The 25,549-nt window shown below is 68.2% G+C and carries 16 protein-coding genes and 2 pseudogenes; 7 read left to right on the top strand and 11 right to left on the bottom strand.

The genetic code is table 11. The features are described 5' to 3' along the window. The first annotated feature begins 146 nt into the window (after positions 1-146). The 4 genes and pseudogenes from VGP60_RS40920 (at position 147) to VGP60_RS40905 (ending at position 4,108) form a co-directional block, all read left to right on the top strand. Entirely contained in the window at positions 147-1,574 is a 1,428-nt protein-coding gene (locus tag VGP60_RS40920; RefSeq protein WP_327553615.1) for a CCA tRNA nucleotidyltransferase, read from the top strand. An 11-nt stretch (positions 1,575-1,585) separates the two neighbouring features. After that, positions 1,586-1,881: pseudogene (locus VGP60_RS40915) on the top strand (Uma2 family endonuclease). Between the two features lie 96 nt (positions 1,882-1,977). Further along, positions 1,978-3,300: a sensor histidine kinase gene (locus VGP60_RS40910; protein ID WP_327553614.1), complete on the top strand. Its 1,323-nt coding sequence runs from the start codon at positions 1,978-1,980 to the stop codon at positions 3,298-3,300. 34 nt (positions 3,301-3,334) lie between these two features. Further along, positions 3,335-4,108 carry a class I SAM-dependent methyltransferase gene (locus VGP60_RS40905; RefSeq protein ID WP_327553613.1) on the top strand — a complete coding sequence of 258 codons (774 nt, stop codon included), beginning with the start codon at positions 3,335-3,337 and terminating at the stop codon, positions 4,106-4,108. Here the strand turns inward: VGP60_RS40905 and VGP60_RS40900 are convergent. The 9 genes from VGP60_RS40900 to VGP60_RS40860 form a co-directional block, all read right to left on the bottom strand. Continuing rightward, entirely contained in the window at positions 4,105-6,027 is a 1,923-nt protein-coding gene (locus VGP60_RS40900) for a TNT domain-containing protein (RefSeq protein WP_327553612.1), read from the bottom strand. The two genes, VGP60_RS40905 and VGP60_RS40900, sit on opposite strands and share 4 nt — an antisense overlap. 51 nt (positions 6,028-6,078) lie before the next feature. Then, positions 6,079-7,164, bottom strand: a complete 1,086-nt coding sequence (locus tag VGP60_RS40895; RefSeq protein ID WP_327553611.1) for an ADP-ribosylglycohydrolase family protein — start codon at positions 7,162-7,164, stop codon at positions 6,079-6,081. Then, positions 7,158-9,293: an ADP-ribosylglycohydrolase family protein gene (locus VGP60_RS40890; RefSeq protein WP_327553610.1), complete on the bottom strand. Its 2,136-nt coding sequence runs from the start codon at positions 9,291-9,293 to the stop codon at positions 7,158-7,160. Before VGP60_RS40890 ends, VGP60_RS40895 begins: the two co-directional genes overlap by 7 nt. After that, positions 9,293-10,804, bottom strand: coding sequence for a TNT domain-containing protein (locus VGP60_RS40885; RefSeq protein WP_327553609.1), 1,512 nt, complete (start codon positions 10,802-10,804; stop codon positions 9,293-9,295). The genes VGP60_RS40890 and VGP60_RS40885 overlap by 1 nt, the downstream gene beginning before the upstream one ends. Continuing rightward, positions 10,804-11,238, bottom strand: coding sequence for a hypothetical protein (locus VGP60_RS40880; RefSeq protein ID WP_327553608.1), 435 nt, complete (start codon positions 11,236-11,238; stop codon positions 10,804-10,806). The genes VGP60_RS40885 and VGP60_RS40880 overlap by 1 nt, the downstream gene beginning before the upstream one ends. Beyond that, positions 11,238-16,622, bottom strand: a complete 5,385-nt coding sequence (locus VGP60_RS40875; protein ID WP_327553607.1) for a toxin glutamine deamidase domain-containing protein — start codon at positions 16,620-16,622, stop codon at positions 11,238-11,240. Before VGP60_RS40875 ends, VGP60_RS40880 begins: the two co-directional genes overlap by 1 nt. Before the next feature lie 15 nt (positions 16,623-16,637). Next, on the bottom strand, positions 16,638-16,961 hold the full coding sequence (locus VGP60_RS40870; RefSeq protein WP_327553606.1) for a WXG100 family type VII secretion target: 324 nt from the start codon (positions 16,959-16,961) through the stop codon (positions 16,638-16,640). Continuing rightward, complete coding sequence (locus VGP60_RS40865; protein ID WP_327553605.1) at positions 16,961-17,536, bottom strand: YbaB/EbfC family nucleoid-associated protein; 576 nt, start codon at positions 17,534-17,536, stop codon at positions 16,961-16,963. Before VGP60_RS40865 ends, VGP60_RS40870 begins: the two co-directional genes overlap by 1 nt. Positions 17,537-17,629: 93 nt before the next feature. Next, positions 17,630-18,874: an MFS transporter gene (locus tag VGP60_RS40860; protein WP_327553650.1), complete on the bottom strand. Its 1,245-nt coding sequence runs from the start codon at positions 18,872-18,874 to the stop codon at positions 17,630-17,632. A gap of 308 nt (positions 18,875-19,182) precedes the next feature. On the opposite strand from VGP60_RS40860, the gene VGP60_RS40855 reads away from it, so the two are divergent. Beyond that, positions 19,183-19,764, top strand: a complete 582-nt coding sequence (locus tag VGP60_RS40855) for a YqgE/AlgH family protein (protein WP_327553604.1) — start codon at positions 19,183-19,185, stop codon at positions 19,762-19,764. On the opposite strand, the gene VGP60_RS40850 is transcribed toward VGP60_RS40855, so the two are convergent. Further along, complete coding sequence (locus tag VGP60_RS40850; RefSeq protein ID WP_327553603.1) at positions 19,761-20,189, bottom strand: SdpI family protein; 429 nt, start codon at positions 20,187-20,189, stop codon at positions 19,761-19,763. The two genes, VGP60_RS40855 and VGP60_RS40850, sit on opposite strands and share 4 nt — an antisense overlap. 65 nt (positions 20,190-20,254) lie before the next feature. On the opposite strand from VGP60_RS40850, the gene VGP60_RS40845 reads away from it, so the two are divergent. Together VGP60_RS40845 and leuS are read left to right on the top strand one after the other, a co-directional pair. Then, the gene (locus tag VGP60_RS40845) at positions 20,255-21,397 is read left to right on the top strand and encodes an esterase-like activity of phytase family protein (RefSeq protein ID WP_327553602.1); all 1,143 of its coding nucleotides are present in this window, start codon (positions 20,255-20,257) and stop codon (positions 21,395-21,397) included. A 164-nt stretch (positions 21,398-21,561) separates the two neighbouring features. Further along, positions 21,562-24,417 (top strand): leucine--tRNA ligase, encoded by a 2,856-nt coding sequence (gene leuS, locus VGP60_RS40840; RefSeq protein ID WP_327553601.1) that lies wholly within the window; start codon positions 21,562-21,564, stop codon positions 24,415-24,417. A 216-nt stretch (positions 24,418-24,633) separates the two neighbouring features. Here the strand turns inward: leuS and VGP60_RS40835 are convergent. Beyond that, positions 24,634-25,472 (bottom strand): annotated as a pseudogene (locus VGP60_RS40835) (helix-turn-helix domain-containing protein). Positions 25,473-25,549 lie beyond the last annotated feature (77 nt).

Below are 25,549 nucleotides of genomic sequence, written 5' to 3'. Positions count from 1 at the left end.
ACGCCAGTACGCTGGCTCTCCGTGTCCGTGTCGATCGGTCTACGTAGTAAGTGGACTCTCTTGTTGGTGGGATCTCGGTGAATGAACCAGTAACGCGCAGCGTTTCCGCTGGGGGTGGTGGTCGGGAGACGGGCGGGCGTGTCGCCATGCGTAACGCGGTGACCGAATTGATGCGGATCTCCCCTCTCGCGGACGAGCTGGCCCAGTTGTTCGCCAAAGCCGGACACCGGCTGTACCTCGTCGGCGGCAGCGTGCGGGACGCGCTGCTCGGCCGGCTGTCGAGCGACCTCGACTTCACCACCGACGCACGGCCGGACAAGGTGCTGGAGATCGTCCGCCCGTGGGCCGACGGCGTCTGGGAGATCGGGATCGCCTTCGGCACGGTCGGGGTCACCAAAAAGGGCCTCACACTGGAGATCACCACCTTCCGCGCGGACAGCTACGACCGCGTCGGGCGCAACCCGGAGGTCACCTTCGGCGACTCGATCGAGGGCGACCTGCTGCGCCGGGACTTCACCGTCAACGCGATGGCGATCGACTTGTCGACCAAGACCTTCGTCGATCCGCACGGTGGCCTGGCCGCGGTGCGCGACAAGGTGATGGACACCCCCGCGACCCCGCAGGAGTCCTTCGCCGACGACCCGCTGCGCATGCTGCGTGCCGCCAGGTTCGTCGCGCAGCTGGGGTTCACCCCGGCGCCGCGCGTGGTCGAGGCGATGACTTCGATGGCGGGTGAGATCGATCGCATCACCGCCGAGCGAGTGCAGGCTGAGCTGTCGAAGCTCCTCCTCGCGGACAACCCGACGCCGGGTCTCGAGCTGATGGTCGACACCGGGCTCGCGGACCGCGTGCTGCCGGAGGTGCCGGGCATGCGGCTCGCGATCGACGAGCACCACCAGCACAAGGACGTCTACCAGCACTCGCTGACCGTGCTCCAGCAGGCGATCGACCTGGAGAAGACGCACGAACCGACGTCGAACCCGGACCTGATCCTGCGGCTCGCCGCGCTGCTCCACGACGTCGGCAAACCCGCGACCCGCGAGTTCCAGGAGGGTGGCGGCGTGAGCTTCCACCACCACGAGGTCGTCGGCGCGAAGATGGCCCGCAAACGTTTGCGCGCGCTGAAGTACTCGAAGGAAATCATCGACGACGTCTCGCAGCTCGTCTTCCTCCACCTGCGGTTCCACGGTTACGGGAAGGGCGAGTGGACCGACTCCGCCGTCCGCCGGTACGTCACCGATGCCGGTGACCTGCTCCCCCGGCTCCACAAGCTCGTGCGCGCCGACTGCACCACCCGCAACAAGCGCAAAGCCGCCGCGCTCCAGGGGACGTACAACCAGCTCGAGGAGCGGATCGCCCGGATCGCGGCCGACGAGAACCTCGCGCGCATCCGGCCGGACCTCGACGGCAACGAGATCATGAAGCTGCTCGGCCTGCCGCCGGGGCCGATGGTCGGCCAGGCGTGGAAGTTCCTGAAGGAGCTGAGGCTCGACCGCGGGCCTCTCGAGCACGACGAAGCCGTGGCGGAACTGCGCAAATGGGCCGCCGAACAGGGCCTGACCACGTCGGAGTAACCGAAGTGATCATGGCGCGGTGGCACCGGACCGCGCTCAAGACGTGGGAGACTGGCTTCTCCCGCCGACCGGACCTCGAGATCGTGTCGCCGGGTTCTCGCCGGACCGACTACATCCTCAAGCACGGTGAGTACGCCGATGCGGGGATCGGGCACTACTGGATCGTCGACATCACCGAGCCGGGGTCGCTGGTCGCGTGTCATCTCGCGGGTGAACTCGGCTATCAGAACGCTCCGGACGTAACGGGCAGTTCACCGCCGACGAACCGTTCGATCTGCGGGTCCAGGTGGACCAGCTACTCACTTGAAGCTAGGTCATTTGGGGAATCTTTGCCGCGTGTTCAGCCATTTCGGCAACAATCGGCAGATACTCGATCACCCACACAGGTGAACGGAGATCTGATTTGACCGAGGCGCCTGACCCTCCCCGGCCCGCCAGCTTCCTGCTGACGCTGCTGCGCCGGGGTGCGCCGGCGCTGGCCACGGCCACTTCCGAGCTGTCCGACGAGATCGCCGACCCGACGCCGATGCGGGCGTTGCGGCGGATCTCGAAGATGGCGGGGCCGGTCGACCTGGTGCCAAGAGACGGGCTGCTGCTGCGGGCGGCGCGGTATGTCGCGATGGTGCCGCTGGCCTATCGCGTGGTGTCGGTGCCGGGCGCGCTGGCGGGGTTCATGGCCGCGCACGGTGGCCGGGGTGCGGCGCCGGTCGTACTCATCACGGTTTTTTCGGTGTTACTGAACGTCTACGGCATCTTCTGGCTGCTGCGCTCGGCGCCGTTCCGCAGTGACATGGCCAAGCGGCTGATGATTGTCGACGTCGTGTTCACCATGCTGTCCGGGTTGGTGGTCGCGGCTTTCGTGCCGTCGGACGTCTTCGCCGACGCGATGCTGGTGCCGGGCAAGCAGCTGTTCGGTGCGGTCGCGTTGCTGACGCTCGCGGTCGGAGTGCCCTACGCGCTCGGGCTGGCTGCGGCGAGTCTGCCGGTGCGGGTGGTGGGGACGTGGATCAACGGCGGCACCCCCAGCCTTTCCGGCGCGCTCGCCGGGTACAGCTCGATGCTCGGGGTGCTGTTCACGGCATGCGGGGCGTTGGTGCTGATCGGGCTCGGCACGCGGCTGGCGCTCGCGTACGGCATTCGCAACGGGCGGCTCGCCGAGCGTGCGCAGCAGCACCGGATGTTGCACGACACCGTGTTGCAGACGCTCGAAGCGATCTCCCTGTCCAATTCCGGCGACGCCGAACAGCAGCTCGTAAAGGTCCGCAGACTCGCCAGGACCCAGGCCATGGAGCTGCGGCACAGCATCGAAAGCGCGGCCGCCGAAGCGGCCGAAGTCGGTACGCGGCCGCTCGGTGAGAAGCTCGCCGCGCTCGCGGCCGAGATGGCGCGCGACGGGCTGCGGGCGCAGCTGGTGATCGCCGAACTCGACGACGAAACGTTCTCCGAGGTGCGTCAGATCGCCATCCGAGACGCCGTGCGTGAGGCGTTGCGGAACACGTTGAAACACGCGGGGACCGATCAGGTCGTCGTCCGGGTCGAGGAGCGCGACGGCGGTGTCGCGGTGATCACGCGCGACCACGGCACCGGGTTCAGCATCGACTCACGGCCGCCGGGATTCGGCATCAGCGAGTCGATCAACGCCCGGCTGACCGAGGTCGGCGGCACCGCGCTGGTCGAGTCGACGCCGGGCAGCGGCACCCGCGTGACGTTGTGGGTCCCGTTTTAGGAACTCGCGGACGTAGGCAGGGGTTACTACCGGCATGAACGACTCTCTCGACGCGCTGCTGGCCAAGTACGGCGCCGATGCCGACCGGCCCGTCTACGACCAGCCTGCGGCGTTCACCGCGTTCGTGCGCGGCGGCGGCAACGTCAACCTGTACGAGCGCCTGAGCGAGCAACTCGCCGCGGGGTACGACGAGGCGCAGCCCGAATCGCTGCTGGACATCGGCTGCGGTGACGGGCTCGCGCTGGTCCCAGCCCTCGAAAGCGCTGGTCACGTGCCGTCCAGGATCGACCTGGTTGAGCCGTCCGCCGCTCTGCTCGACGCGGCGACAAAGCAACTTGCCGACGTCAACACCGAGGTACACGCCTGGCAGCAGCCCGCGCAGGAGTTCTTCGCGCGGCTCGGTGACCGGCACTGGGACCGGGCGCAGGCGACGTTCTCCCTCCAATCCGTGCCGATCCACGACCGCGTCAGCGTGCTGAAGGCGCTCAGGGAGCACACGGACGTGCTGACGATCGCCGAGTTCGACGTCCCGGTGCAGGTCGAAGGCACTCCGGAGCAGGTGCAGTCGCTAGTCAGCCGGTACGAACGCGGCATCGCCGAGTACGGCGACGATGCCCAGCTCGTCGCGCAGGGCTTCCTGTTGCCGGTCCTGCTCGGCCAGGTCGACCCGAATGTCGCGCGCACGAACTGGGAGCAGCCCGCGGCGAGCTGGGTCGACCAGCTCACCGAAGCGGGCTTCACCGAGATCGACGTCGAGCCGCTCGCCGACTACTGGTGGGCGCCCGCCGTCCTGATCACCGCCGCCTAAATCCGGCCGAGCGACCCGGTTTCGAGGTGCTGGCCGAGCGGCCGCGGCAGCAGGTACGCCACGGCCCCGCCGGGCATGCCGCTCCATGGCGCGGTGACGCCGGTCAGCACTCGGAGCGGACGCTGCACGCGGTACATCCGCCGCTCACGCTCGCGTTCGAACGCCAGCGAGGTCTCGACGAACCGTGCCGACTCCGCGTGCACGAGGTTCCCGGCTTCGTTACCGAAGCGCTGGACCGTGGTCCCGGTGGGGAGCACGATGATCCGCTTGCCGCGGTAGAAGCTCAGCGGCGGTTCGCCCCGCAGCGGCACGATCGGCCAGTCCGCCGCCGACTCGCGCAGCTCTGGCTCTTCACCCGCGCGGCCCGGATACAGCAGCAGCGTGCCGAGGAAGAACCTGGCCGCCTGCTCGAGATGGGCGAACCCGATCGGCTCGTCCGTCGGCGGCCGCGCGACCTCCCAGCCGGACTCCGACTTCCGCAGCCACCAGATCCCGTCAGCGGGCGCCGTCTCCCCGCCGATCCGGTACACCGACGCGTTGACGCCGTGTTCGGCGAGCCGCCGGTGCAGCACGGTCAGGACGTCCGCCGCGCGCAGATCCTGGGCGGGTTCGTCGCCGCGGTCGATCTTGGCGGGCGCGGATTCGTCCGGCAGTTCGGCCGCGATCTGGGCCGGGCGCGGCTTCTTGACCAGCTCGGACTCGGCTGTCGCACGCACGAGCTCGCTGACGTACGGCGGCCGGAACCCGTTCGCCCGGATGTGCTCGACGAGTTCGGCCTCGGGCGGGACGCCGTACTTGCGCAGGTAGTGCGGCACCGCGGCGGGCCAGATCCAGCTGCCGTCGGTGTGGAACGCGTTCGGCACGTCAGGCGGGCCGTTCGGGGTGAAGATGTCGGGCCCCGGCGGGCCGGGCTTGGCCACCGCGACCGGCGACCGGAAGAGGTAGTCGAGCAGGCCGCGGACCTGGTCCGGCGGCACCGGCGGCCGGTTGACCACGGGCCGTTCGCCCTCATTGTGCGAGTCGACCGGCCTCGCCATCCGGAAGACGACGTCGAGCGGCAGGCCCGCCTTCGCGGAAAGCCATGCCGGAACGTGTTTGGCCTCGCGCGGGAACAGCGTCAACTCGGCCTCGTAGGAGCGCGGGCTCGGCCGGCCGCCTTCGTTCGGCGCGAGGCGCCAGTTCGGCTCGGCGTCCGCGTCGAAGTCGAAATCGAACTGCGAAGCCGCGTCGAGGGTGAACGTGCCCTGGAACCAGGTGCCGGTGCCGGGCTCGTACATCGCCGACCGCAGCCGGGTGAACAAGCCGCTGAGCTGCGGCGGCGCTGATAGTGATACAGACACATCTCCGCCGATCTCGTCGCCGACCGAGCGGATTTCCAGCTCCGCGTAGTCCCCGACTTGGCGGAACTGGGCGCCGACACGCTGCCAGCCTTCGGGCAGGACCCGCAGCAGCGTCCGGCCGATCGCGCGCAGCAGCGCGGACTGGTCCTCGGCGACAGGTTCCGGGCGGACGGGCGTCTCGGCGAAGTCGTGGCGCGCCTGCCAGATCGCGGTGAGCTGCTCCGGTGAGGCGTTGGTCGAGAAGTCGACCAAGCCGAGTTCGCGGGCCCGGACCTCGTCCTGGCCGACCCAGCGCAGGGTCAGTTCGGTGCCGCCGGTCTGGGACGCGACCTGGTAGATCTCGTCGTCGTAGCGGCAATGTGTCTGGATGCTGAAGGTGGAACTCGCTTCGGCGTCCGGGACCACCTTGGCCGGCGCGCCGTTCCATTCGATGTCGAAACCGGGCGGCGCCTCCTCACCCGGCAGCGCTACCAGCAGCACTGTGCCGTCCGCGGTCGAACGTTGAGCACGGAACACCCCGCCTCCCCATTCCGCGTACAACGCGTCCGGCCGATCCGCGGCCTCGACTCGATAGCGCAAAGTCCCCTCCCAGGTCCCCATACCCGCACAGCAGATAAAGCCTGTGTAAATCTAGTAGGCCGGATAGCGGAGGAACCACCGGTCGTCACTTGGCGTGTCCGTGTCGAATTCCGTGATCGCGTCATCAGCGAGGTTTTCGATGACTTCGCGCAGCTCAAGCCGGTCGAGCCAGCTCTGGCGCAGTGCTTGCTCCCCGTAGATCGCGCCCACCAGATTGCCACAGACCGAGCCGGTCGAATCGCTGTCGCCGCTGTGGTTCACCGAAGCGAGCAACGCCGTATCGGGGTCCGAGGTCGTCAAAGCGACATAGATCGACATCGACAACGCCGTCTCGCCGACGTTGCCCTGGCCCAGGGTTTCCAGCTTTTCCGGCGTCGGCGCTCCCTGTTCGGCCAGCGCCAGAGCCTGGTCGAGCGCGGCGGACTGCTCTTCGTGGTTCGGCCGGCGCACGAGCTCGGCGGTGGCGATCATGAGCGCGTCCAGCAAGGGCTTGCCCTGCAGAAGCTGCTGGACGATGACGGCGAACGCGCCCGACGACAGGTAGCCGCTCGGGTGGCCGTGCGTCAGCGCCGCACTCTCCGCGCCCAGATCAAAGACCACTGAGGGATCGTCGGACCACAGCGCGATCGGCGCGGCACGCATGACTCCGCCGCAGCCCTTCGAGTTGTTCACCGGCCTGGCGATACTCGCCCGGCGGCCGGACTTGCCGTACATCTCCAGCTCACTGAAGCAGGTCAGACCCGGTGCACGGCGGCTGTACAGCTCGCGATGGGTCACCAGCCAGCCGTCGGCTTCGGGGAGGGTGTTCTCCGGGCCACGCGCGCGGTCCCACGGGATTCCCTGGGTGTGCAGCCATCGCTGGTAGGCCATCTGGAGCGACTGCTCGACGTCGGCCGAGCCCGTCCGCCGCTGCTGCGCGTGGGCCCTGATCAGCGCTTCGAGGGTGAACAACGTCATCTGGGTGTCGTCGGTGATCCGGCCGATGCCGCCGTACGCGGGGATGAAGTCGGTGATGCCGTCCGGGCCGGCGATCTCCCGGATCCGCTCGATCGTGTCGAATTCCGTCTTCGCGCCGAGCGCGTCACCGATCGCCCCGGCGAGCAGACTTCCGCGCAGCCGGTCTTTGAACGTCACCACCGTGGATACCGCTGCTTCCAGTCGTCGGGATAGCGGAACAGCGCCGAGTGCCGGTCGAAGTGGAAGAACGCGTCGGACGCGAGGTTTTCGATGGCGTAGCGCAGTTCCAGATGTTCGACCAGTTTCTCCGGCAGTCCCGGGATCCCTGACCTCGCCCCGAGCATGGCCCCGACGAGCGCGCCGGTCATCGCGGTGTTCCCCGACTGGTCGACCGCGCGCAGCAGTGCCCGTTCCGGGTCGTTCTCGTACCCCGAGATGGCCGTGAAAGCGCGTCCCAGCACGGAAATCGTGCTTTGGCCGTCGCCGATGTCGTCGACCTTCTTCAGCTCGGGAAGCCCGGTCCGGGTGAACAGTGGCAGTGATTCCTCGGCCATCGCCTTGAGCTGCTGCCACGCCGGGCCTTGCTGCTGCGGGTCTTCGGTGTTGAAGACTTCGCGCCCAAGACTCCAGACAGGGAACGAGAAGTCGTCCTTCGTGAGCGCCTTCTGCAGCAGCCAAGTGAGATAGGTGGCGGCTTCGAGGTCGGTCTCGCCGGAATGGATCAACCCGGCCAGCTGGCGGACGGCCTCACGCGAACCGCCGGACAGACCGCTGCCGGGGCCGCCTTCGGTGAGCGCGGCCGGAAGCGCCGAGAGCAACGCCGTCGGCCCGGTCACCTTCGTCACCGGTTCGCCGGTCGACAAGGCGACAATCGACGCGTAAAGCGCGGGATCGGGATAACGCTGAGCGTGCAGCTCGGGCACCTTCACGAGCCAGCCGTCGGCCTTGTCGTACGGGACACCCTGGGTGTGCAGCCAGCGAAGCAGCCCGTTGCGCGCGACCTCGGCGAATTGGTCTTCGGCGTTCGGGTCCTCGCGATGCGGACTGCGGATCACCGCTTCGGTCTGGAACAGCAGCTGCTGGGTCAGCGGGCCGATCTGGCCGGGGCGCGTGAACACCGAGCCGAACGCCTCGCCGACCGCGAAACCGACAAAAGCGCCGGTGACGCGCTGCCAGCCGTAGCGGTAGCCGGGGAGGTCCTCGGCGAAGTACTTGCCGAACGTGTCGACGCGCGGCACCACCTGGCCGTCGTTGTCATACGCCGGGGCCAGGCCGTTCGCGGCGAAGTCGGCGGGCGGTTCGGACCCGCTGACCTGCCAGGATTCGCCGACCACGGTCTTGCGGCACTCGTCGAGTGTCAGTTCGTAGCCGCGCTTGCGGGCCTTGGTCGCCGCGCTGAGCGGAGGCTTCACCGGCTCGGGCAGACCCAGCCGCTCGGCGGTGTCCGCGGCGAGTGTCACCAGCTCCTCTTCGGTCTCCGGGCACCGGCCGTCGACGTCGACCCTGGGCGCGAACCGCGGGAACCGCTCCAGCGTCGCCACCAGTTCGGCGCCGCTGACCTTGTGCCCGGACAGCGCGGGACCGGCGTCGATGACCAGGTTCGGCGCGGGGGTGAACCCGGCCGAGGTGGCCAAAGTCGCCAAGTCGACCTTCCACCAGCCGTGCTCGTTCGGCGGGAGCCGCTTAGGTGAGCTGAACACCTGCAGCTCGGAGGTTTTCGCGTTCCAGTAAGCCGGATGCGTCTTGCCGGTTTCGACGTCGCGCGGTACGAAGACCTCGGTCGCGGTCAGGCCGATCAGGAAGCGCTCGCGACTCAGCCAGCCGGCGATATGGAACAGCAGCAGCGTTTCGACGGTGTTCTCGGGCGCCGGGTAACCCCGTCGGATCGGGCCGACCTTGTACTCGGGGTTCGGCTTCTCTTCACCGGTTTTGGTGCCCTCGGCGTCGTACTTCGCCCACCCGGCGACGGCCGCGCTCGGCACGCCGAGCCTGCCGAGTCCGGCCGCGGCGTAATCCGGGTCGACGATCTCGCGCCACGACTCCTGGCCGGGATAGGTGACCGGGATGCTCAGGCCGCCGGGATGCGGATGTGCCTGGCGCAGATCGCCTTCCGGCACCCGGACAATCAGCGACGGCGGCGGGAAGATCTGCTTGTCGGAGAGGCCTTCGTCGAGGTACGCGACCGTGTTGTACGGAACCAGCCAGCCCTCGGGGATGCGCCGGACGCCGCCGGCATCGACCCGGACCTCGTCCATACCGTGAGCCCGCAGCCACGGCTCGACCTTGGCTACCGCTTCCGCCGCTTCCACTACTCAGTCCTCTCAACACTGCCGTCGGCCAGATGCTCGGCCAGCGTCTTGGGTAGTACATACGCCACCGCGCCGCCGGGCAGGTTGGCCCACGGAATGGTGATGCCGGTGACCACGTAAACCGGCCGCCGGACGACGTAACTCCGCTCGTCGCGTTCTCGCTCCAGCGGAAGGGACGTGGTCGCGAACCGCGCCCCGCGCACATGCACCAGGTTCCCGTCTTCGCCGCCGAAGCGCAGTACCGGGGTGCCGGCGACGAGCTGGACGATCCGCTTGTTGCGCAACAACGTCAGCGGCGGCTCACCCTCGGCTTCCTGGATGGGCCAGTCACCGAGTTCTCTGGCGGTCTCCAACGGGGTTTCGTGCCCCGCGGTCATCCTCGCCGGGTGCAGCAGCAACGCGCCGAGCAGGTGCTGAGCGGCGTCTTCCCGTTTCTGAAAGTACTTCGGCTCGACCGGCTCGCCCACGGCGTACCGCGCGACTTCCCAGCCTTCTTGGGTGAAGTTCAGCGACCAGGTGCCGTCGACTCGCTCGCCGAGGCGGTAGGCCTCCGGCCAGACACCGAGTTCGCCCAGGCGCCGGACGAGCACCACGAGCACGTCTTCTTCCGGCAGTTCGGGATTGAGCTGGGTTTCCCGATCGGCCGCGACCTCGCCTTCGCTCTTGCGGAGGTCGGCGGGGTCGGGCGCGGGTTTCGGCCTGCCCAGCAGCTCGGCTTCGGCTGTGCGGCGGATCAGGTGCTCGACGTAAGGCGGGTGGAACTTCTGCGCCCGGATGTGCTCGACCAGCTCGGTTTCCGGTGGGGTGCCGTACTTCCGCAGGTAATGCGGCACCGAGGCGTGCCAGATCCAGGTGCCGTCGGTGTGATAGCTCTCCGGCACGCTCGGCTCGGCATCGGGCGCGAAGATGTCCGGCCCGAGCTCGCTGCCAGTGAGCACCGCGGGTTCGCGCTCGAGGTACTGCAGGACGAGCGGGATCTCCTCGGCGGACAACGGAGTCCGGTCCACGACCGGCGGCTCGCCCTCGGTGTAGGCGTCGACGACCCGCGCGTGCAGGAAGCTCACCGGCAGCGGCAAGCCCGCCCGGACCCGCCACCATTCGGGGATATGCGCCAGATCGCGCGGGAACGCGGCGAGTTCGTCGGCGAACAAGGCTTTTTTATCGAACACAGTGTCGTCGAGCACCGCGTGCCACTCGGGTTCGGCGTCCAGCGTGAAATCGAAGGCGAAGGAGCCTTCCGCGGACAGCGCGAAATGCGCGTCGAGCCAGGCGCCGCGGCCGGGTTCGTACATTCCGGCGCGCAGTTCCGAGAACAGGTCGCCCAGTCCCGGCGGCGGTGTCATGACCTCGCCGTCGACGGTGGGTTCGAGCTCGGCGTGCGTGCCGATCTGCCGGAACGAGACGTCGATTCGGGACCAGCCTTCGGGTGCGTGATCCCGCACGAGCCGCCCGATCCTGGTCAGGAGCGTTCGTTGGTCAGCGGGTGAAAGACGTTGTTCCACGGGAAACATCAACCGAGGATCGTCTTGACCGGGAAGGACGGCGGCTCGCCGGCCGCGCGCCGGGCGAGTTCGTCTTCCCAGAGTTGATAAGTCTTGCGGCGCAAGGACTTGATGAGCGCCTTCTCCTCGGGACCCGGCCGTCGTCCTTCGGCTTTCGCCTGGTCGTAGAGCCCGTTGATGGTGTCGTACAACGCGAAAACCGGGCCGTCACCGCGCAGATAGTAAGAGCGCGCTTGCTCGGTTTCGTCGATGAACCTGGCTTCGTCGACACTCCGGATCTCGGGCTTCCGGTTGAACAGCACGTCGTCGATCGGCTCGGCCGTCTGCTCGAATTCACCGGTTTCGAGATCGAGGAGGTAGCCGGTGAGGCCACCGTCCGGCGTCGAGTCGATCCGGTAGGTCCTGTTGTAGTACACGAAATAAGAAGGCGTTTCGATCGCCATCACAAGCCTCCCTGCAGCGCGTCCCAGAATAAGTCGCGCTCGCGGGCGAGAAGCGCGTCCCGCAAGGCAGCTTCTTCCGGCCCCATCTCGGGGAGTTTGGCTTCTTTCTGCGCCGTCTTGAAGTCGCGGCGGACTTCGTAGAGGGCGTGTTCGTAGACGGCGATATCGTCGAGCGCCTTGAGGTGCAGGCGCAGTTCCGCGATATGCCCGTTCGGCATGCGGACGCTCATCTGCAGATCCCGGTACCCACTCGGTTCCGGAACGGCGAACCTGTCCTCGAACTTGACGATCTCGAGACGTGGATCCGAGGACAACACGGCGAGTGCCGAATAGGCGTCCTGAACCCGGTCGAACTGGATGTAGCACCCGGCCATGTCGATGAGCCGGGAGGCGTCACCGCGGTAGTTCGCGACGATCTTGTCGTTGGCGCGGCCGATCTTCTTCGGTTCGGTGCGGGAATGCGGATCACCGTCGTTCGCCGCCGCGATCTCGTTGACGATCTCGGTGAGCTGCGCCTGGGCGACCACGGCTTCCTTGTACCGCTCGGCCAGGTAGGCCGCGCGGTAGTCCTCGTCCCCGCGGCGGCTTTGGTCGAACGGCGCCTGCAGCCGATCTTCCGCCCGGTAGTCGCCTGCCGACTCCTCCAGCGCGTGGGTCAAGTCCTGCTGCTCCGGCGTGAGCGGAGTCGGTTCGGCATGTGGAGCCAGCGGAGGCGCGTCGGGAGCCGGGTGATGCGCGTCGTGGATTGCCGCTTCCAGGATCGGGAGCGCCTCGGGATGCGTCATCAGGCTGGCCATCGTCTGCGGCCTCGCGAGCAGGGAACGCTCGAGGTAGTCCGCGTTCTGCATGGCCCGCAGGAGCTCCGGATGCTCCGGCAGCATCTGGCGCACGGCGTCACCGAGCGGCATGCCGTTGTGCTGTGGCACCTTGCCGTCCGCGCCGGGCTCGTTCGCCCGGTTCAGCGCTTCGTCGACGCGGGGGTCGGCGAGGTAGCGGGCGACGTCCTCACGCGTCGGCAGTGGGGACGGCCCGTCCTGCTGAGGCGTGCCGTAGCCGCTGTGTTCGGGCGCGTGGTCGGGCACCGGCTGCGAGAAACTCGGGATCGGACGTCCGTCGGGACCGATCCGCGACGGCTGGACGTCGTAGCCGTGATGACCGTCGTCGGGCCGCGAGAAGGCGATCCTCGGGTCGACGGGCGGGTCCGGCAGTTTGTACGCGACCCGGGGGTCGACCGGGGTTTCGGTCTTCTCCGGGGCGGTCTGCTCGGACGGCTTGTCGGCGGCCTTTTCGACCGGGGTCGCGGTGTCGGCGTCGTTCTTCAGCGGCTCGAACGGCAGCAGGTCGATCTTCGACGGCGGCTGCGGCAGGTTCATCAGCGAGCCGGACTGCGGATCGATGAACGCCACGCCTTCGCCGGTGTGCACCACCATGGCGACGTGGCCGTAGGTCTGGCCGTCCGGGCCAGGGAACAGCACGCCGACGACGGCGTGCGAGCCGACGGGCCGGTCGTTCATCTCCCGGATGACGCTGTCGTAGTCACCGTGCGACCGCCATTCGCCGCCGAGGTGCTGCTGGACGCTGTCGAGTGTGCCGTACCTGGCCATATCGGCCGGGAGCAGCGGAACGGCGTGGACGTCGAACCCAGCCATCCGCTGCGCGTAGGCGACGACGCCGCGCGTGCAGTTGGTGACATAGCCGTTCGCGAAGGCGTCCGGGGTGTGGAAATTCGGGTTCACCGCGGTCAGTTCCGGGTGCCGCTGCGCGATATAGGCCGCTTGCTGCTCCGGGGTCGCCGTGCCCGCGTGGATGGCGGGCTCGCTCGGCGGGTTGGTCGCCTGTGCCAGCGACGACCAGTCCGGCTCGCCGGTCCGGTCCGGCTGCGGCATCGGTTCGTCGGGCGTGTGCTCGCCGTCGAGCCGGGAAGTGATTTCGGACGAGTCGTGCGTGGTCGGAGCGTCTGGTGTGTGCTCCGGGACGGGCTCGGCCGGGCCGCCGAAGATGTCGGCGATCCGGCGGGAGTTGCGTTCCTTGACCTCGGCGGCTTCCTCCGCGAAGCGCTCGCGTCGCTCGGCCGTTTTCTGCTTGGCCGTGTCGGGGTCGAGGTGGCGCGGGTCGCCGGGCGTGACCTCTTCGGCGCGGATGACCCACTGCCGCTTGCCGTCCGGCGTGATCGTGAGCGTCTTCTCGTGGACGTAGAGCTGCGTGCCGGCCTTGGACAGCGCCTCGTGCTCACCCGCGTTCTCCGCGAGCGACGAGATGTCCCGGCTGGTCTTCGAGTCGATCTGCAGCACGACGTCGTCGCCGAACTTGAACTTCTGGTCGTCGCTGAGCTTCATCGACGCACTGGTCAGCGACGGCTCGACGGTGACCTGGCCCTCGACGTAGTGCGCCGCGGCCATTTCCGCCAGCCGCGGGTCGCCGTTGAAGTCGAGGCCACGCACCAGCGGGCCGACATGCGGTGGCAATTCGTTCAGCGCGCCGTCGATCGCCCGGTTCTGGGCTTGGGCGGTCTCGAAGTTCGGATCGGCCTCGCCGAGCCGGTGCGGCGCGTTGACCACGTCGTACAGCTCGCGGCTATAGGCGTGGATCGCGACGGCGGCTTCGTCCGACACATGCGCGAGGTCCGGGTCGGCGTCGCGGCGTGCCAACGCTGTTTCGCGCAGGCGGCCGAAGTTCTCGTCGTTGCCGATGCCACGGCGGATGCTGTCGTGGTCGGCGGCGGAACCGCGATGGTCCGGGTCGGAGAGGTAGTCCTCGCTGAGGTCCGGACGGTCCCGGTTGCCGTCGAGCCGATCGGAGACCGACTGCTCGGCGACCGGGGTTCGGTCGGGCTCAGGCTGCGTCGCCGGTTCGGCTTGACGCTCGGGTTCGGCTTGGCGCGGGGTTTCCGGCTCGGGCTGGCGAGCCACTTCGGGCTCGTGTGCGGCCGGCGCCGTTTCGCGCGGCTGCTGGACCTGTGCGGGCTCGTCGAGCGAACCGCGGTAGCCCTCGAACGCGCGAGGAGGCGGCTCCTGACGCGGGCCGGGAACCCGAGGTGGTTGCTGCTGACGCGGGTCGAAACCCGGCGGCGGCATGGGTCGCTGACCAGGTCCCGGCGGCGGCATCGGCGGACGCTGCTGGGGATGTTGCTGCGGATGCTGACCAGGACCGTAGGCCTGCGGCGGCCGTGGCGGCTGCTGCGGATAACCCGCGGGACCGCGTTGTCCAGGCGGCCCAGGCGGCGGACCGGGTGGGCGCGGTGGCTGGACCGGCCCGGACGGCGGCCCGGAACGATGCTGTGGCCCGGGACCTCCCCGGGGATCGGACTGGAAGTAGTTGCCGCGCCGCGGATCCTGCGGTGGCTGCCAGTTCGGCGGCGGGCCCTGCCGAGGCGGCTGGCCAGGAGGAGGCCCTTGCCGAGGCTGGTTCGGGCCACCGGGATGCCCGCCACCTGGCGGTGGTGGCGGCGCGAATCCACCGGGCGGCGGTGGCTGCTGTCCGGGGAACGGCGGCTGCTGCGGAGGCGGTTGCTGGCCGAAGTCGGGGCGCTGTCCGGGATTCGGACCGGGGTTCTGGGTGAAACCGGCGGCGTTGACGCTGTCCTGCGGCCGGGCGCCGGGCTGCCCCGGGTTCTGGCTGCCAGGAGGGCCGTAGTTGCCGGGCGGTGGCTGGGCCATGCCGTAGCCGCCGGCCGGGTTCCCGTGGGACGAAAACGGTGCGGTAGACGGCGAACCGCCGGGCGAGTGCGTGGGCGCCGAACCACCGGGCGCTGGCGAAGATCCGCCGGGCGTCGGCCCAGACGGTGACGACTGTGCAGCCATCGGCGCAGGTGATCCCGTGGGAGAGCCGCCTGGCGACGAATGCGCGGGCGAAGAACCACCAGCAGAAGTGTGAGCCGGAACGGCTCCTCCGGCCGAAGAACTCGAAGGCGAAGAACCCGGCGAGTGCGATGGCGGCGCTCCTGCTGAAGACGAGCCACCAGGCGAAGAGTGCGTCGCGGAGGATCCCGCCGAAGACCCGCCGGAGGAACTCGAAGGTGAAGATCCAGCAGGCGAGGAACCTGCCGGGGCTGATCCACCGGCGGGAGGCGCGGACTGCGCGGGAGCCGCCTGCGCGGGTGCCGAGTTTCCTTGCTGCTGCGAGTTCTGCTGACCGTTGCCGTCGGAGGCCGCGGCATGCTGCGGCTGACTCGCCGGAGCGGCGGCACGCTGCGCGTCGGGCACGCCATCGGTGCGTTCCGGGGTCGGTGCGGACTGCTGCGTGACGCGGTCGTTCCCACTCGGGGTAGCCGCGGGCGAAGGTGAGTTGTCCGGGCCGTTCGATCCCGCATCGGATCGAGAGCTGCTCGGCGCCGGTGAGCTGTCGGGCTGGTTGGCCGGAGTGTTCGTCGGCGGGCTGTCCGGCCGCGACGGCGTCGGCTGGTTGGTGCCACCGGGATCGTTCGTGCCGCCGGGAGTGGGCGTGTTCGGCGTATCCGGGCTGTTGACCGACTTGAAGTGGTCCTTGGCGCCGTCGACTCCGCCGCTGACCGCGCCACTCGACGCACCCGTGAGGATGTCCTTCGCCGTCAGGTTCCCGAGATCTCCGGTGACCGCGGCCTGCCCGACCGTGCTGGCGACACCTTCCGTCGCGCCCTGCACCGCTTTGCCCGCGATGCCGAAACCCTCGTCACCGGCCATCTTTTTGCTGAGCCCGCCACTGGCGGCCCCGACCACCCCGTCGACAGCACCGCCGATGGCGCCATCCTTGGTCTTGCTCCAGTCCCAGTCCTTGCGGTCGCCTTTGGCCATCTGCAGGCCCTGGATCCCGGCGTCCATGGCGACATTCATCGCCACGTTCGTCGCGACCTCTTTGGCGATCTTCTTGAGGCCCTGTTTGAGGAACTGCTCGAGGAGTTCCTTCGCGAGCTGCTTGAACCCCTGCTGAGCGAGTTTCTGCAGCAGCTCGCGGAACAGCATCTGCACGGTCATCCGGGTGGCGATCTGCGCCGGCGCGATACCGGCCGTCGACGCGCCGAAGGACGGGGCCGCGGCGGCGATCATCGCGGCGATCTGCGCGGCCAGGATCACCAGCGAGATGATGATCATGTACTTCGTGTACTCGATGTCGAGCGCGGTCTGGTCGCACGAGTCGCCGAGCGCCTGCGCGGCGTCGGCCAGTGACTTGAAGTAGGCCTCGTCGCCGTCGGTGAACTTCTTCCACTGCTCGGCGAAGGCCGTGGCGCTGTCACCGGTCCAGTTCGCGACTACCTCGCTGGCCGCCTTCGAGCCGATCTCGGACACGGGCGTGATCGACTTCGACGCGACATGCCAGGCGTCACGCAGCGCGCGGAGCTTGTCCTCGTCGCCCTCGGGCCAGCTTTCCCCGACGACGATCGGCAGCAGCCAGGCGACCGCGCCCGGCATTTCCATCCCCAAGGGTCACTGCCCCTTTTTGAAGGTCGACTGGGCCTGGTCTTCGGCGGCGGTGATCGTCTTCATCGCCGTGTCGACGTTTTTGTACATCCCTCGCATGCCTTCGACCAGCGAGATGAACGCTTCGGCCGCGCCTTCCGAGCCGGGGAGGTAGTCCTTGGAGAACTCCTTGCCGGACTCGTCTTCGCCCCAGCACGCGCCCTGGGCGGCCAGCGCGTTCTTGAGTTCGTTGCCGGCGTCCTCGAGCTGGTCGGCGGCGGTGTTCAGGCCGCTCGCGCCGGACAGGATCGCGTCGGGATCCGCGGTGAAACCACCGGCACCGTCGGGCATCAGTTGCCGCCCCGGGTCATCCAGCTTGACGGTGGTTCGTCGTCCTCGGCCGCTTCGGGACGCGCGCGCCTGGCCACAGGCGGCGGTGGGGGCTGATCGCTGCGCATGATCGGTTCTTCGAACGACTCGGGGCGTGGCGCGGGTGCCTCTTCCTCCTCGAGGAAGTTCGGGATCTTCGGCATCAGGCTTTGGAGCGAAGGCGCGCCCTCGATGAGGTCGGAGAGATCGGGCAGGCCTTCGGTGACCGGCGCCATCAGGTCCGCGACCTGCTGTTTGACCTGCAGCGTGCCGTGCCGGACCAGCCCGAGCACGGTGTTCGCGAGTGCGGCGGGCGTGGTGCGTTCGAACGCGACAGGGGCGAAGTCCAGCGCGGCGAGCGAACCCGTCGCGTCGATCGTGGCCCGGACCAGTCCGTCCTTCGACGTCAACGTGGCCGACGCCTGCGCGGCCGCGGCCTGGGCGTCACGAAGCTGGGCCGTCTGCTTTTCGAACTTCTCGAGCAGCGAGTCGACCTGGTCCTTCATCGCGGCATTACGTGCTTCCAGCCGGGCACGGTCGTCGCCAGGCGCTGTCACTGAACCCCCGAAGGTAGGTGCGTCTCTCTCGGCGTCACCCTAATGCCAACATCGAGACCGCACTCGTGATTCAGCCTAATTTGCGCCCGCTAATCAACCAATACTGTTCCGGCGTACCGCGAAGAGGTAACCGAGTGCCCCGATCAGGTACATCACGGTGGCGGAAAGCAGCAGGCCCGTGGACCGGCCGTCAACGCGAACGAGTGCGGCTGCCACGGCGACCGCGGCGACCTGCACGATGTTGAAAAGTGTGTCGTAAAGCGCGAAAACCCGGCCGCGAGATTCGTCACCGACGTCCAGTTGAATCGACGAGTCCACGCTGAGTTTGAGCACTTGACCGGCGCAGGTGATAACGAACGACGCGAGCAGCACGGTCGAAATTTCCATCGGGAGACCGAGCCCGGCCTGCGCCGCCGCGGCGAGCAGCAGAGAGCCCAGAACGACGCGAAGACGCCCGAAGGTGGCGATCAGGCGCGCGGTCACGAGCCCGCCGACGAAGATTCCGGCGCCCGCGAGCGCGGCGACCTGGCCGATACCGGGCAGGCCCGCTCGCAGGAAGCCGTGGCTGGTGAACGAATTCCGCATCAGCAGCAGCGTGACCAGCAGCGAAATACCGTAGGACGCCCGGTGGGCGAACAGGGCGACGAACCCGGCGGTGACACTCGGCGCGTGCAGCGCGGCTCGTGCGCCGTCGGAAAAGCCCCGGCCAACGGCCAGTGCCACACTGGCCGGTTCGTCCACAGTGGATGGTCCGAGCAGGCCGGGGGCGAACCGCCGCGCGATCGCGGCGGAGGCCAGCGTGCCGAAGACGGCGAAGGCCGTCGCGTAGGCGGAGCCGACGTTGTCGGCACCGAAAAGCCCGCGCAATCCGATCGCGCAGCCGCCGCCCACGAGGGCCACCAGCGAACCGGCCGTGGTGGCGAAGGCGTTGGCCGTGACCACCGAAGAAGTCGGCACGACATGCGGCAGCGACGCCGAAAGCCCGGAACCGATGAACCTGGTGATCCCCTCGGCGCACAGCGCGAGCGTGAACAGTGATAGCCCGGACGCGCCGAGCCCGACCGCGGCGGCCGCGGCCAGCACCGCGACTCCCCGCAACAGGTTCGCGAACACCAGCACCCGGCGGCGATCCCAGCGGTCCAGCAGCGCACCCGCGAACGGGCCGATGACCGAGTACGGGAGCAGCAGCGCGGCGAACCCGGCGGCGATGGCCAGCGGATCGGTCTCACGCTCGGGGTTGAACAGGATCGCGCCCGCGAGCCCGGCGCGGAACACGCCGTCGCCCCACTGCGCGGCGAACCTGGTGAAGATGAGACGCCGGAACTCCGGATCTCGCATCAGGATGCGAGGACCGACTCGTGGAGTGGTGGAGTGGGCGCTCGTTGTCACGCTTTGAAGAGTAATGCGGCGCGCAGCGCTTCCGTTGAGGGTGGCGGTGGGGAAGAGGCAGGCACATATAAGGGCTGACGCACTCGGTCGCCTCACGGCGGCTATGCGCAGTGTGGCTCCAGCCGAACTGGTATTCCACAAAGGCGGTTCTTCAGTGAGCCCGGGGGACACGGAGTGCGCCAGCCAATGTTTCCAACGGGACAAGAGTGCTTGTTGTTCCCGTGCCAGCGGACTTCTTGGGCGTGCAGAGTGGGATCATGTACAGCGTGCCTGCGGACGCCGAGGTTGAACCGGGAACACTCCTGGTCGCTGCCCCCACGATGTTCGACGCCAACTTCCGGCGGACGGTGGTCTTCGTCATCGACCACCGCGACGAGGGGACGCTCGGCGTCGTGCTCAACCGGCCCAGTGATGTGCCCGTAGACGACGTTCTGCCTGCTTGGGGCCGTCATGTCGCCGAGCCGCAGTCGGTGTTCGTCGGCGGTCCGGTCGAGAAGAAGACGGCGTTGTGCCTGGCCGCGTTGCGCACCGGCGAGACAGCCGCGACGGTTCCCGGCGTGATCGCCGTCCGCGGCCCGGTCGCGCTCGTCGACCTCGACACCGATCCCGACCTGCTGCTGCCGAAGGTTCGCGGCGTGCGTGTCTTCGCCGGTTACTCCGGTTGGGACGCCGGGCAGCTCGCGAACGAGATCGACCGCGAGGACTGGCTGATCGTGCCGGCGCTGCCGAGCGACGTGCTCGCTTCGCCGAACCAGGATCTGTGGGGTCAGGTGCTACGCCGTCAGGGCATCCCGACGGCGTTGCTGGCCACCCACCCCGGCGACCTGCAGCGGAACTAAGCCTCAGCGGCGTTGGTGGCCTTTGTCAGCACGCCACAACCACCGGCACCACAGGCACAGCCCGTGCAACCGGCGGGGATGTTGGACGGCTCGGGCACGGCCGATGCGGCCTTGTCGCCGAGGACCCCGCCACCGACCAGCAACGCGAACAGCCCGATCAGGCCGACGATCGTGGCGACGACCAGCCCGGCGGTGTCGGGCATGAGCAGCCCGGCGACGCCGCCGACCACGCCGATGAGCCCGCCGACCAGCGTCGGGAGCCCGGCCACCTTGTTGCCGACACGGAAGGCTTCGTCGCTGCGCATGGTGGCGGCGGTGCGGACACCCGCACCGCGGTCACGCGGCAACTTCTCTCGCCAGCCGAGGAAACCTCCCCAACCCACGAGCACACCCAGCACTATCGGGACCAGCGCGAGTACGAACACTCCACGAGGATAAGCGTGACCTCAAAGCAACCTGCTGGATACCCTGATGGACTGTGCTACACGCCATGTCACGACGTCTGCTCATCCCGGTCCTGATCGGGTCCCTCTCGCTCACCCTGATGGCCGCACCGGCCGCTACGGCGAGCGAATCCGCACACTCCGTTCGCCTGCTCGGCGAACAGATCGTGCCCAACGCACTGCTCTACCAAGGCACCACGGTCGGTGGGCTCTCCAGCATCGACTACGACCCCCGCACCGGCGGCTACGCGCTGATCTGCGACGACCGGTCGGCGCTGCAGCCCGCGCGGTTCTACACCGCGAACTTCCCGGTGACCGCGAAGGGCGTCGGCCCGGTGACGTTCACCAGCACCAAGCCGTTCCTGCGCCCGGACGGCACCACCTACCCGGCGCTGACCCAGAACGACCCGAAGGCGCCGCAGAACGAGCAGACCATCGACCCCGAGGAGCTGCGCGTCGACCCGTGGACGGGCGACTACCTCTGGGCGCAGGAGGGCGAGCGGAACCCGGCGTTCCTGATCGACCCGTCGATCCGCGAGGCCAAACGCGACGGCAAATACGTTCGTGACCTGCCGATCCTCGCCAATGAGAAGATGACGCCGACCACGGGGCCGCCGCAGAACCTCGCGCTCGAAGGCCTCACCTTCGCGGCGCTGGGCTCGTTGGTGGCCAGCTCGGTCGAGGGTCCGCTGCTGCAGGACGGCCCGGTGCCCACCGTCGAGCGCGGCGCGCTGTCGCGCATCACGCTCCAGTCGCGTTTCGGCCCGATCCTGGCGCAGTACGCGTACCCGCAGGAAAAGATCTTCGCCACCCCCGTGCCGCCGACGGCGTTCTCGACCACCGGGGTCTCGTCGCTGCTCGCGGTGGACCAGGTCGACCCGACGAAGTTCCTGGTCATGGAGCGTGCGTTCGTCACCGGTGTCGGCAACAAGATCCGGATCTACGAGATCGACACCAAAGGCGCGACCAACGTGGCGAAGCTGTCGACACTTTCCGGGGCCGAGGTGAAACCGGTGAAGAAGCGGCTGCTCGTCGACCTCGCGGACCTGCCGCTCTCGACCATCGACAACGTCGAGGGCATGACCTGGGGTCCGCGCCTTCCCAACGGGGAGCGAACGCTGGTTCTCGTGAGTGACAACAACTTCGCGGCCACCCAAGTCACCCAGTTCATCGCCCTCGCGGTCCGCTGACGAATCGCTTTGACCAGGGAAGTAAGATAGACCCATGAACACGGCTCGGCTGCTCCTTAGCCTGCCGCGCTGAACCAGCCATCTGGAGCAGCGCGGCGACCCCTCATGCCCACGGGCTGAGGGGTCGAGTTGTTTCTGGAGCACCCACACGGAGGATTTCGGCGATGACTGAGGCGACCGACGCAACCCCCCACCGCTATACGGCGGAACTGGCGGGCCAGATCGAGAAGCGCTGGCAGGACTACTGGGCTGACCACGGCACGTACAACGCGCCGAACCCGGTCGGCCCGCTCGCCGAAGAGGGCGTGCAGGTCCCGTCGGACAAGCTGTTCGTCCAGGACATGTTCCCGTATCCGTCGGGCGCGGGCCTGCACGTCGGGCACCCGCTGGGCTACATCGGCACCGACGTCTACGCGCGCTACCACCGCATGATCGGGCGCAACGTCCTGCACACGCTGGGCTACGACGCCTTCGGGCTGCCCGCGGAGCAGTACGCGGTGCAGACGGGCACGCACCCGCGCACCACCACCGAAGCGAACATCGTCAACATGCGCCGCCAGCTGCGTCAGCTGGGCCTGGGCCATGACGAGCGCCGATCCGTGGTGACCACCGATCCCGCGTACTACAAGTGGACGCAGTGGATCTTCCTGCAGATCTTCAACTCCTACTACGACGAGACGCAGGCCAAAGCCCGTCCCATTGTCGAGCTGGAGAAGCAGTACGCCGGCGGCGAGCGCCCGACTCCGGACGGCCGCGGCTGGGGCGAGCTGAGCGACGTCGAGCAGCGCAAGGTCATCGACTCGCACCGGCTGGTCTACATCTCCGACGCGCCGGTCAACTGGGCGCCGGGCCTGGGCACGGTGGTGGCCAACGAAGAGGTGACCGCCGACGGGCGCAGCGACCGCGGGAACTTCCCCGTGTTCCGCAAGAACCTGAGCCAGTGGATGATGCGGATCACCTCGTACGCCGACCGGCTGGTCGACGACCTGGAGCTGCTGGATTGGCCCGAAAAGGTCAAGACCATGCAGCGCAACTGGATCGGCCGCTCGAACGGTGCCCGAGTTCGGTTCGCCGTCGGTGACGAGAGCGTCGAGGTCTTCACCACTCGCCCCGACACGCTGTTCGGCGCGACATACCTGGTGCTGGCCCCGGAACACCCGCTGGTCGAGAAGCTGACCGCCGCCGAGTGGCCGGACGCCGTCACGGAAAGCTGGACCGGCGGGGAGAAGACGCCCGCCGAGGCCGTCGCCGCCTACCGCGCGGCCGCCGCACGCAAGTCCGACATGGACCGCCAGGAGAACAAGGAGAAGACCGGCGTCGCCACCGGCACGTTCGCGGTGAACCCGGTCAACGGCAAGAAGATCCCGATCTTCGTCGCCGACTACGTCCTGATGGGCTACGGCACCGGCGCGATCATGGCCGTGCCGGGCCAGGACCAGCGTGACTGGGACTTCGCGAAGAAGTTCGACCTGGAGATCGTGCGCACGGTCGAGCCCAGCGCGGGCTTCGACGGCGAGGCGTTCACCGGTGCCGGTGCGGCGATCAACTCGTCGAGCGACGCGCTGAGCCTGGACGGGCTGGAGATCGGCGACGCCAAGAAGACGATCATCGCCTGGCTGGAGGAGAACGGCCACGGCGAAGGCACCGTCCAGTACAAGCTGCGCGACTGGCTGTTCGCGCGGCAGCGGTACTGGGGCGAGCCGTTCCCGATCGTCTACGACGAGTCCGGCCTGCCGATCGCGCTGCCCGAGGACCAGCTGCCCGTCGAGCTGCCCGAGGTCGACGAGTACACCCCGCGCACCTTCGCCCCGGACGACGCCGATTCCGTCCCGTCGCCGCCGCTGTCGCGCGCGACGGACTGGGTCGAGGTGACGCTGGACCTGGGCGACGGCCCCAAGAAGTACCGCCGCGACACCAACGTCATGCCGCAGTGGGCCGGTTCCTGCTGGTACCAGCTGCGCTACCTGGACCCGACGAACTCGGAAGCGTTCGTCGACCCGGAGAACGAGAAGTACTGGGTCGGCCCGCGTCCGGCCGAGCACGGCGTCGACGATCCCGGCGGCACGGACCTGTACGTCGGCGGGGTCGAGCACGCCGTGCTGCACCTGCTGTACGCGCGGTTCTGGCACAAGGTGCTGTTCGACCTGGGCCACGTCTCGTCGAAGGAGCCGTACCGCCGCCTGTACAACCAGGGCTACATCCAGGCGTTCGCGTACAAGGATTCCCGCGAGATCTACGTTCCCGCCGACGAGGTGGTCGAGAAGGACGGCAAGTTCTACTACGGCGACGAGGTCGTCACGCAGGAATACGGAAAAATGGGCAAGAGCCTGAAGAACGTCGTGACCCCGGACGACATGTCCGAGGCCTACGGTGCCGACACCTTCCGGTTCTACGAGATGTCCATGGGCCCGCTGGACGTTTCGCGGCCTTGGGCGACCAAGGACGTCGTCGGCGCGCAGCGGTTCCTGCAGCGGATGTGGCGACTGGTGGTCGACGAGACCACCGGCGAGCTGCGAGTGTCCACTTCGGACAGTGCGACCGCGACCGAGGCGGACCTGAAGCAGCTGCACCGGACGATCGCCGGGGTCCGCGAGGACTACGCGGAGCTGCGTTTCAACACAGCCGGCGCGAAGCTGATCGAGTTCAACAACTACCTGACCAAGACCTATGGTGCGGATCAGGAAACGCCACGCGAGCTGGCCGAAGCACTGGTGCTGATGCTGGCCCCGATGGCGCCGCATATCGCCGAGGAGCTGTGGAAACGCCTGGGCCACGCGGATTCCCTGGTGCACGGGCCGTTCCCGGTCGTCGACGAGAAGTACCTGGTCGAGGACACCGTGGAGTACCCGATCCAGGTCAACGGCAAGGTGCGCTCGCGGGTCACCGTGGCCACCGGCGCGAGCACGGACGAGGTCCAGGCCACGGCGCTGGCCGACGAGAAGATCGTCGCGCTGGTCGCCGGCGGCACGCCGCGCAAGATCATCGTGATCCCCGGCAAACTGGTCAACATCGTTCTGTAGCCGCCGCCGGACACCTGCGCACGCAAGCCCCGACCCAGCGTGGCTCGTGAGTGGCAAAGAGTGTTAGAACACTTGTTGCCACTCACGACCCGTGTCTGAAGGGGCTTCCCGCGCTGAGGCGAGGAAAGCCCCTTCAGCTTTTGGTGCCTCCGCGACATGGTGTCGAGACGCTGCCGCGAACGCGGCGGTCGGGACTCTTGATCGCGTGGGCACGTTCTAATCGGCGTTGAGCTCGGTCGCCAAAGTGGTGATCAGGGCCTTGGAGTCGTTGTGGCTCAACGCGGTGTCGGCCAGCGTGGTCAGGATGCGTTGGTACGCGGCGATCTGGTGCGGTTGTTCGAGGAACACCGCGGTCACCTCGCCTTCGAGGTACACGACCGGGTGGAACTCGGCGAACTCCAGCAGGCTGAACGAACCTCCCCGGCCGACATGAGTTCCTGGCGGGATGATGCGGATCTCCACACGCGGCCGCACCGACATTCGCAGCAGGTGGTGCAACTGCTCGGACATCACGACGGCGCCACCGGCGATCGAGCGCAGTGAAACTCGTGCAGGAAGAACGGCATCCGCGGCCGCGGATGCTGGTCGAAGATCTCCTGCCGGGCGAGTCGGGCCTGGGTCCGTGCTTCGGTGTCTTTCCTTGCCCCGAGGACCGCACGGGCGTATGCCTGGGTTTGCAGCAGTTTCGGCAGGGCCATGAGCTGGACTTCCGATACCTCGAGCGCTTTGCGTTCGTGCTCGATCAGAGTTCGGGGAGCCTCCGGCACGTCACTGTCGTACTGCTGGAGCCAGCCCAGGTGTCCGAGTTCCTCGGACAACCCGAGGAGGCGTTCCCGCTCAGCGAGGCGGACGTTGCACGCGAACAGCACGCTTAGCAGATCGGTATCGCTGACGGACCGGTTTCCGCTCAACAGATGTGACAGGTACGGATGCGACCAGCCGAGTTTGCGCGCGAGCTCCCGCACGCCAAGCCCAGCCGCCGCCATCGCGGCCCGCAACCCGTTGCCCAACTCCCGGCTGCGAACAGTGGGCAACGTCGATTTTTCCTTGGACACCGTTTTTCCTACTGTCGTTTCGCTGACTTTTAGTACTCCTACGATCACTCTGGGGCGTGTAGCCTGATGTGCGTCAC

This window comes from Amycolatopsis sp., assembly GCF_036008905.1.
GTDB lineage: Bacteria > Actinomycetota > Actinomycetes > Mycobacteriales > Pseudonocardiaceae > Amycolatopsis.
This window is presented reverse-complemented; position numbering and strand designations above follow the sequence as displayed.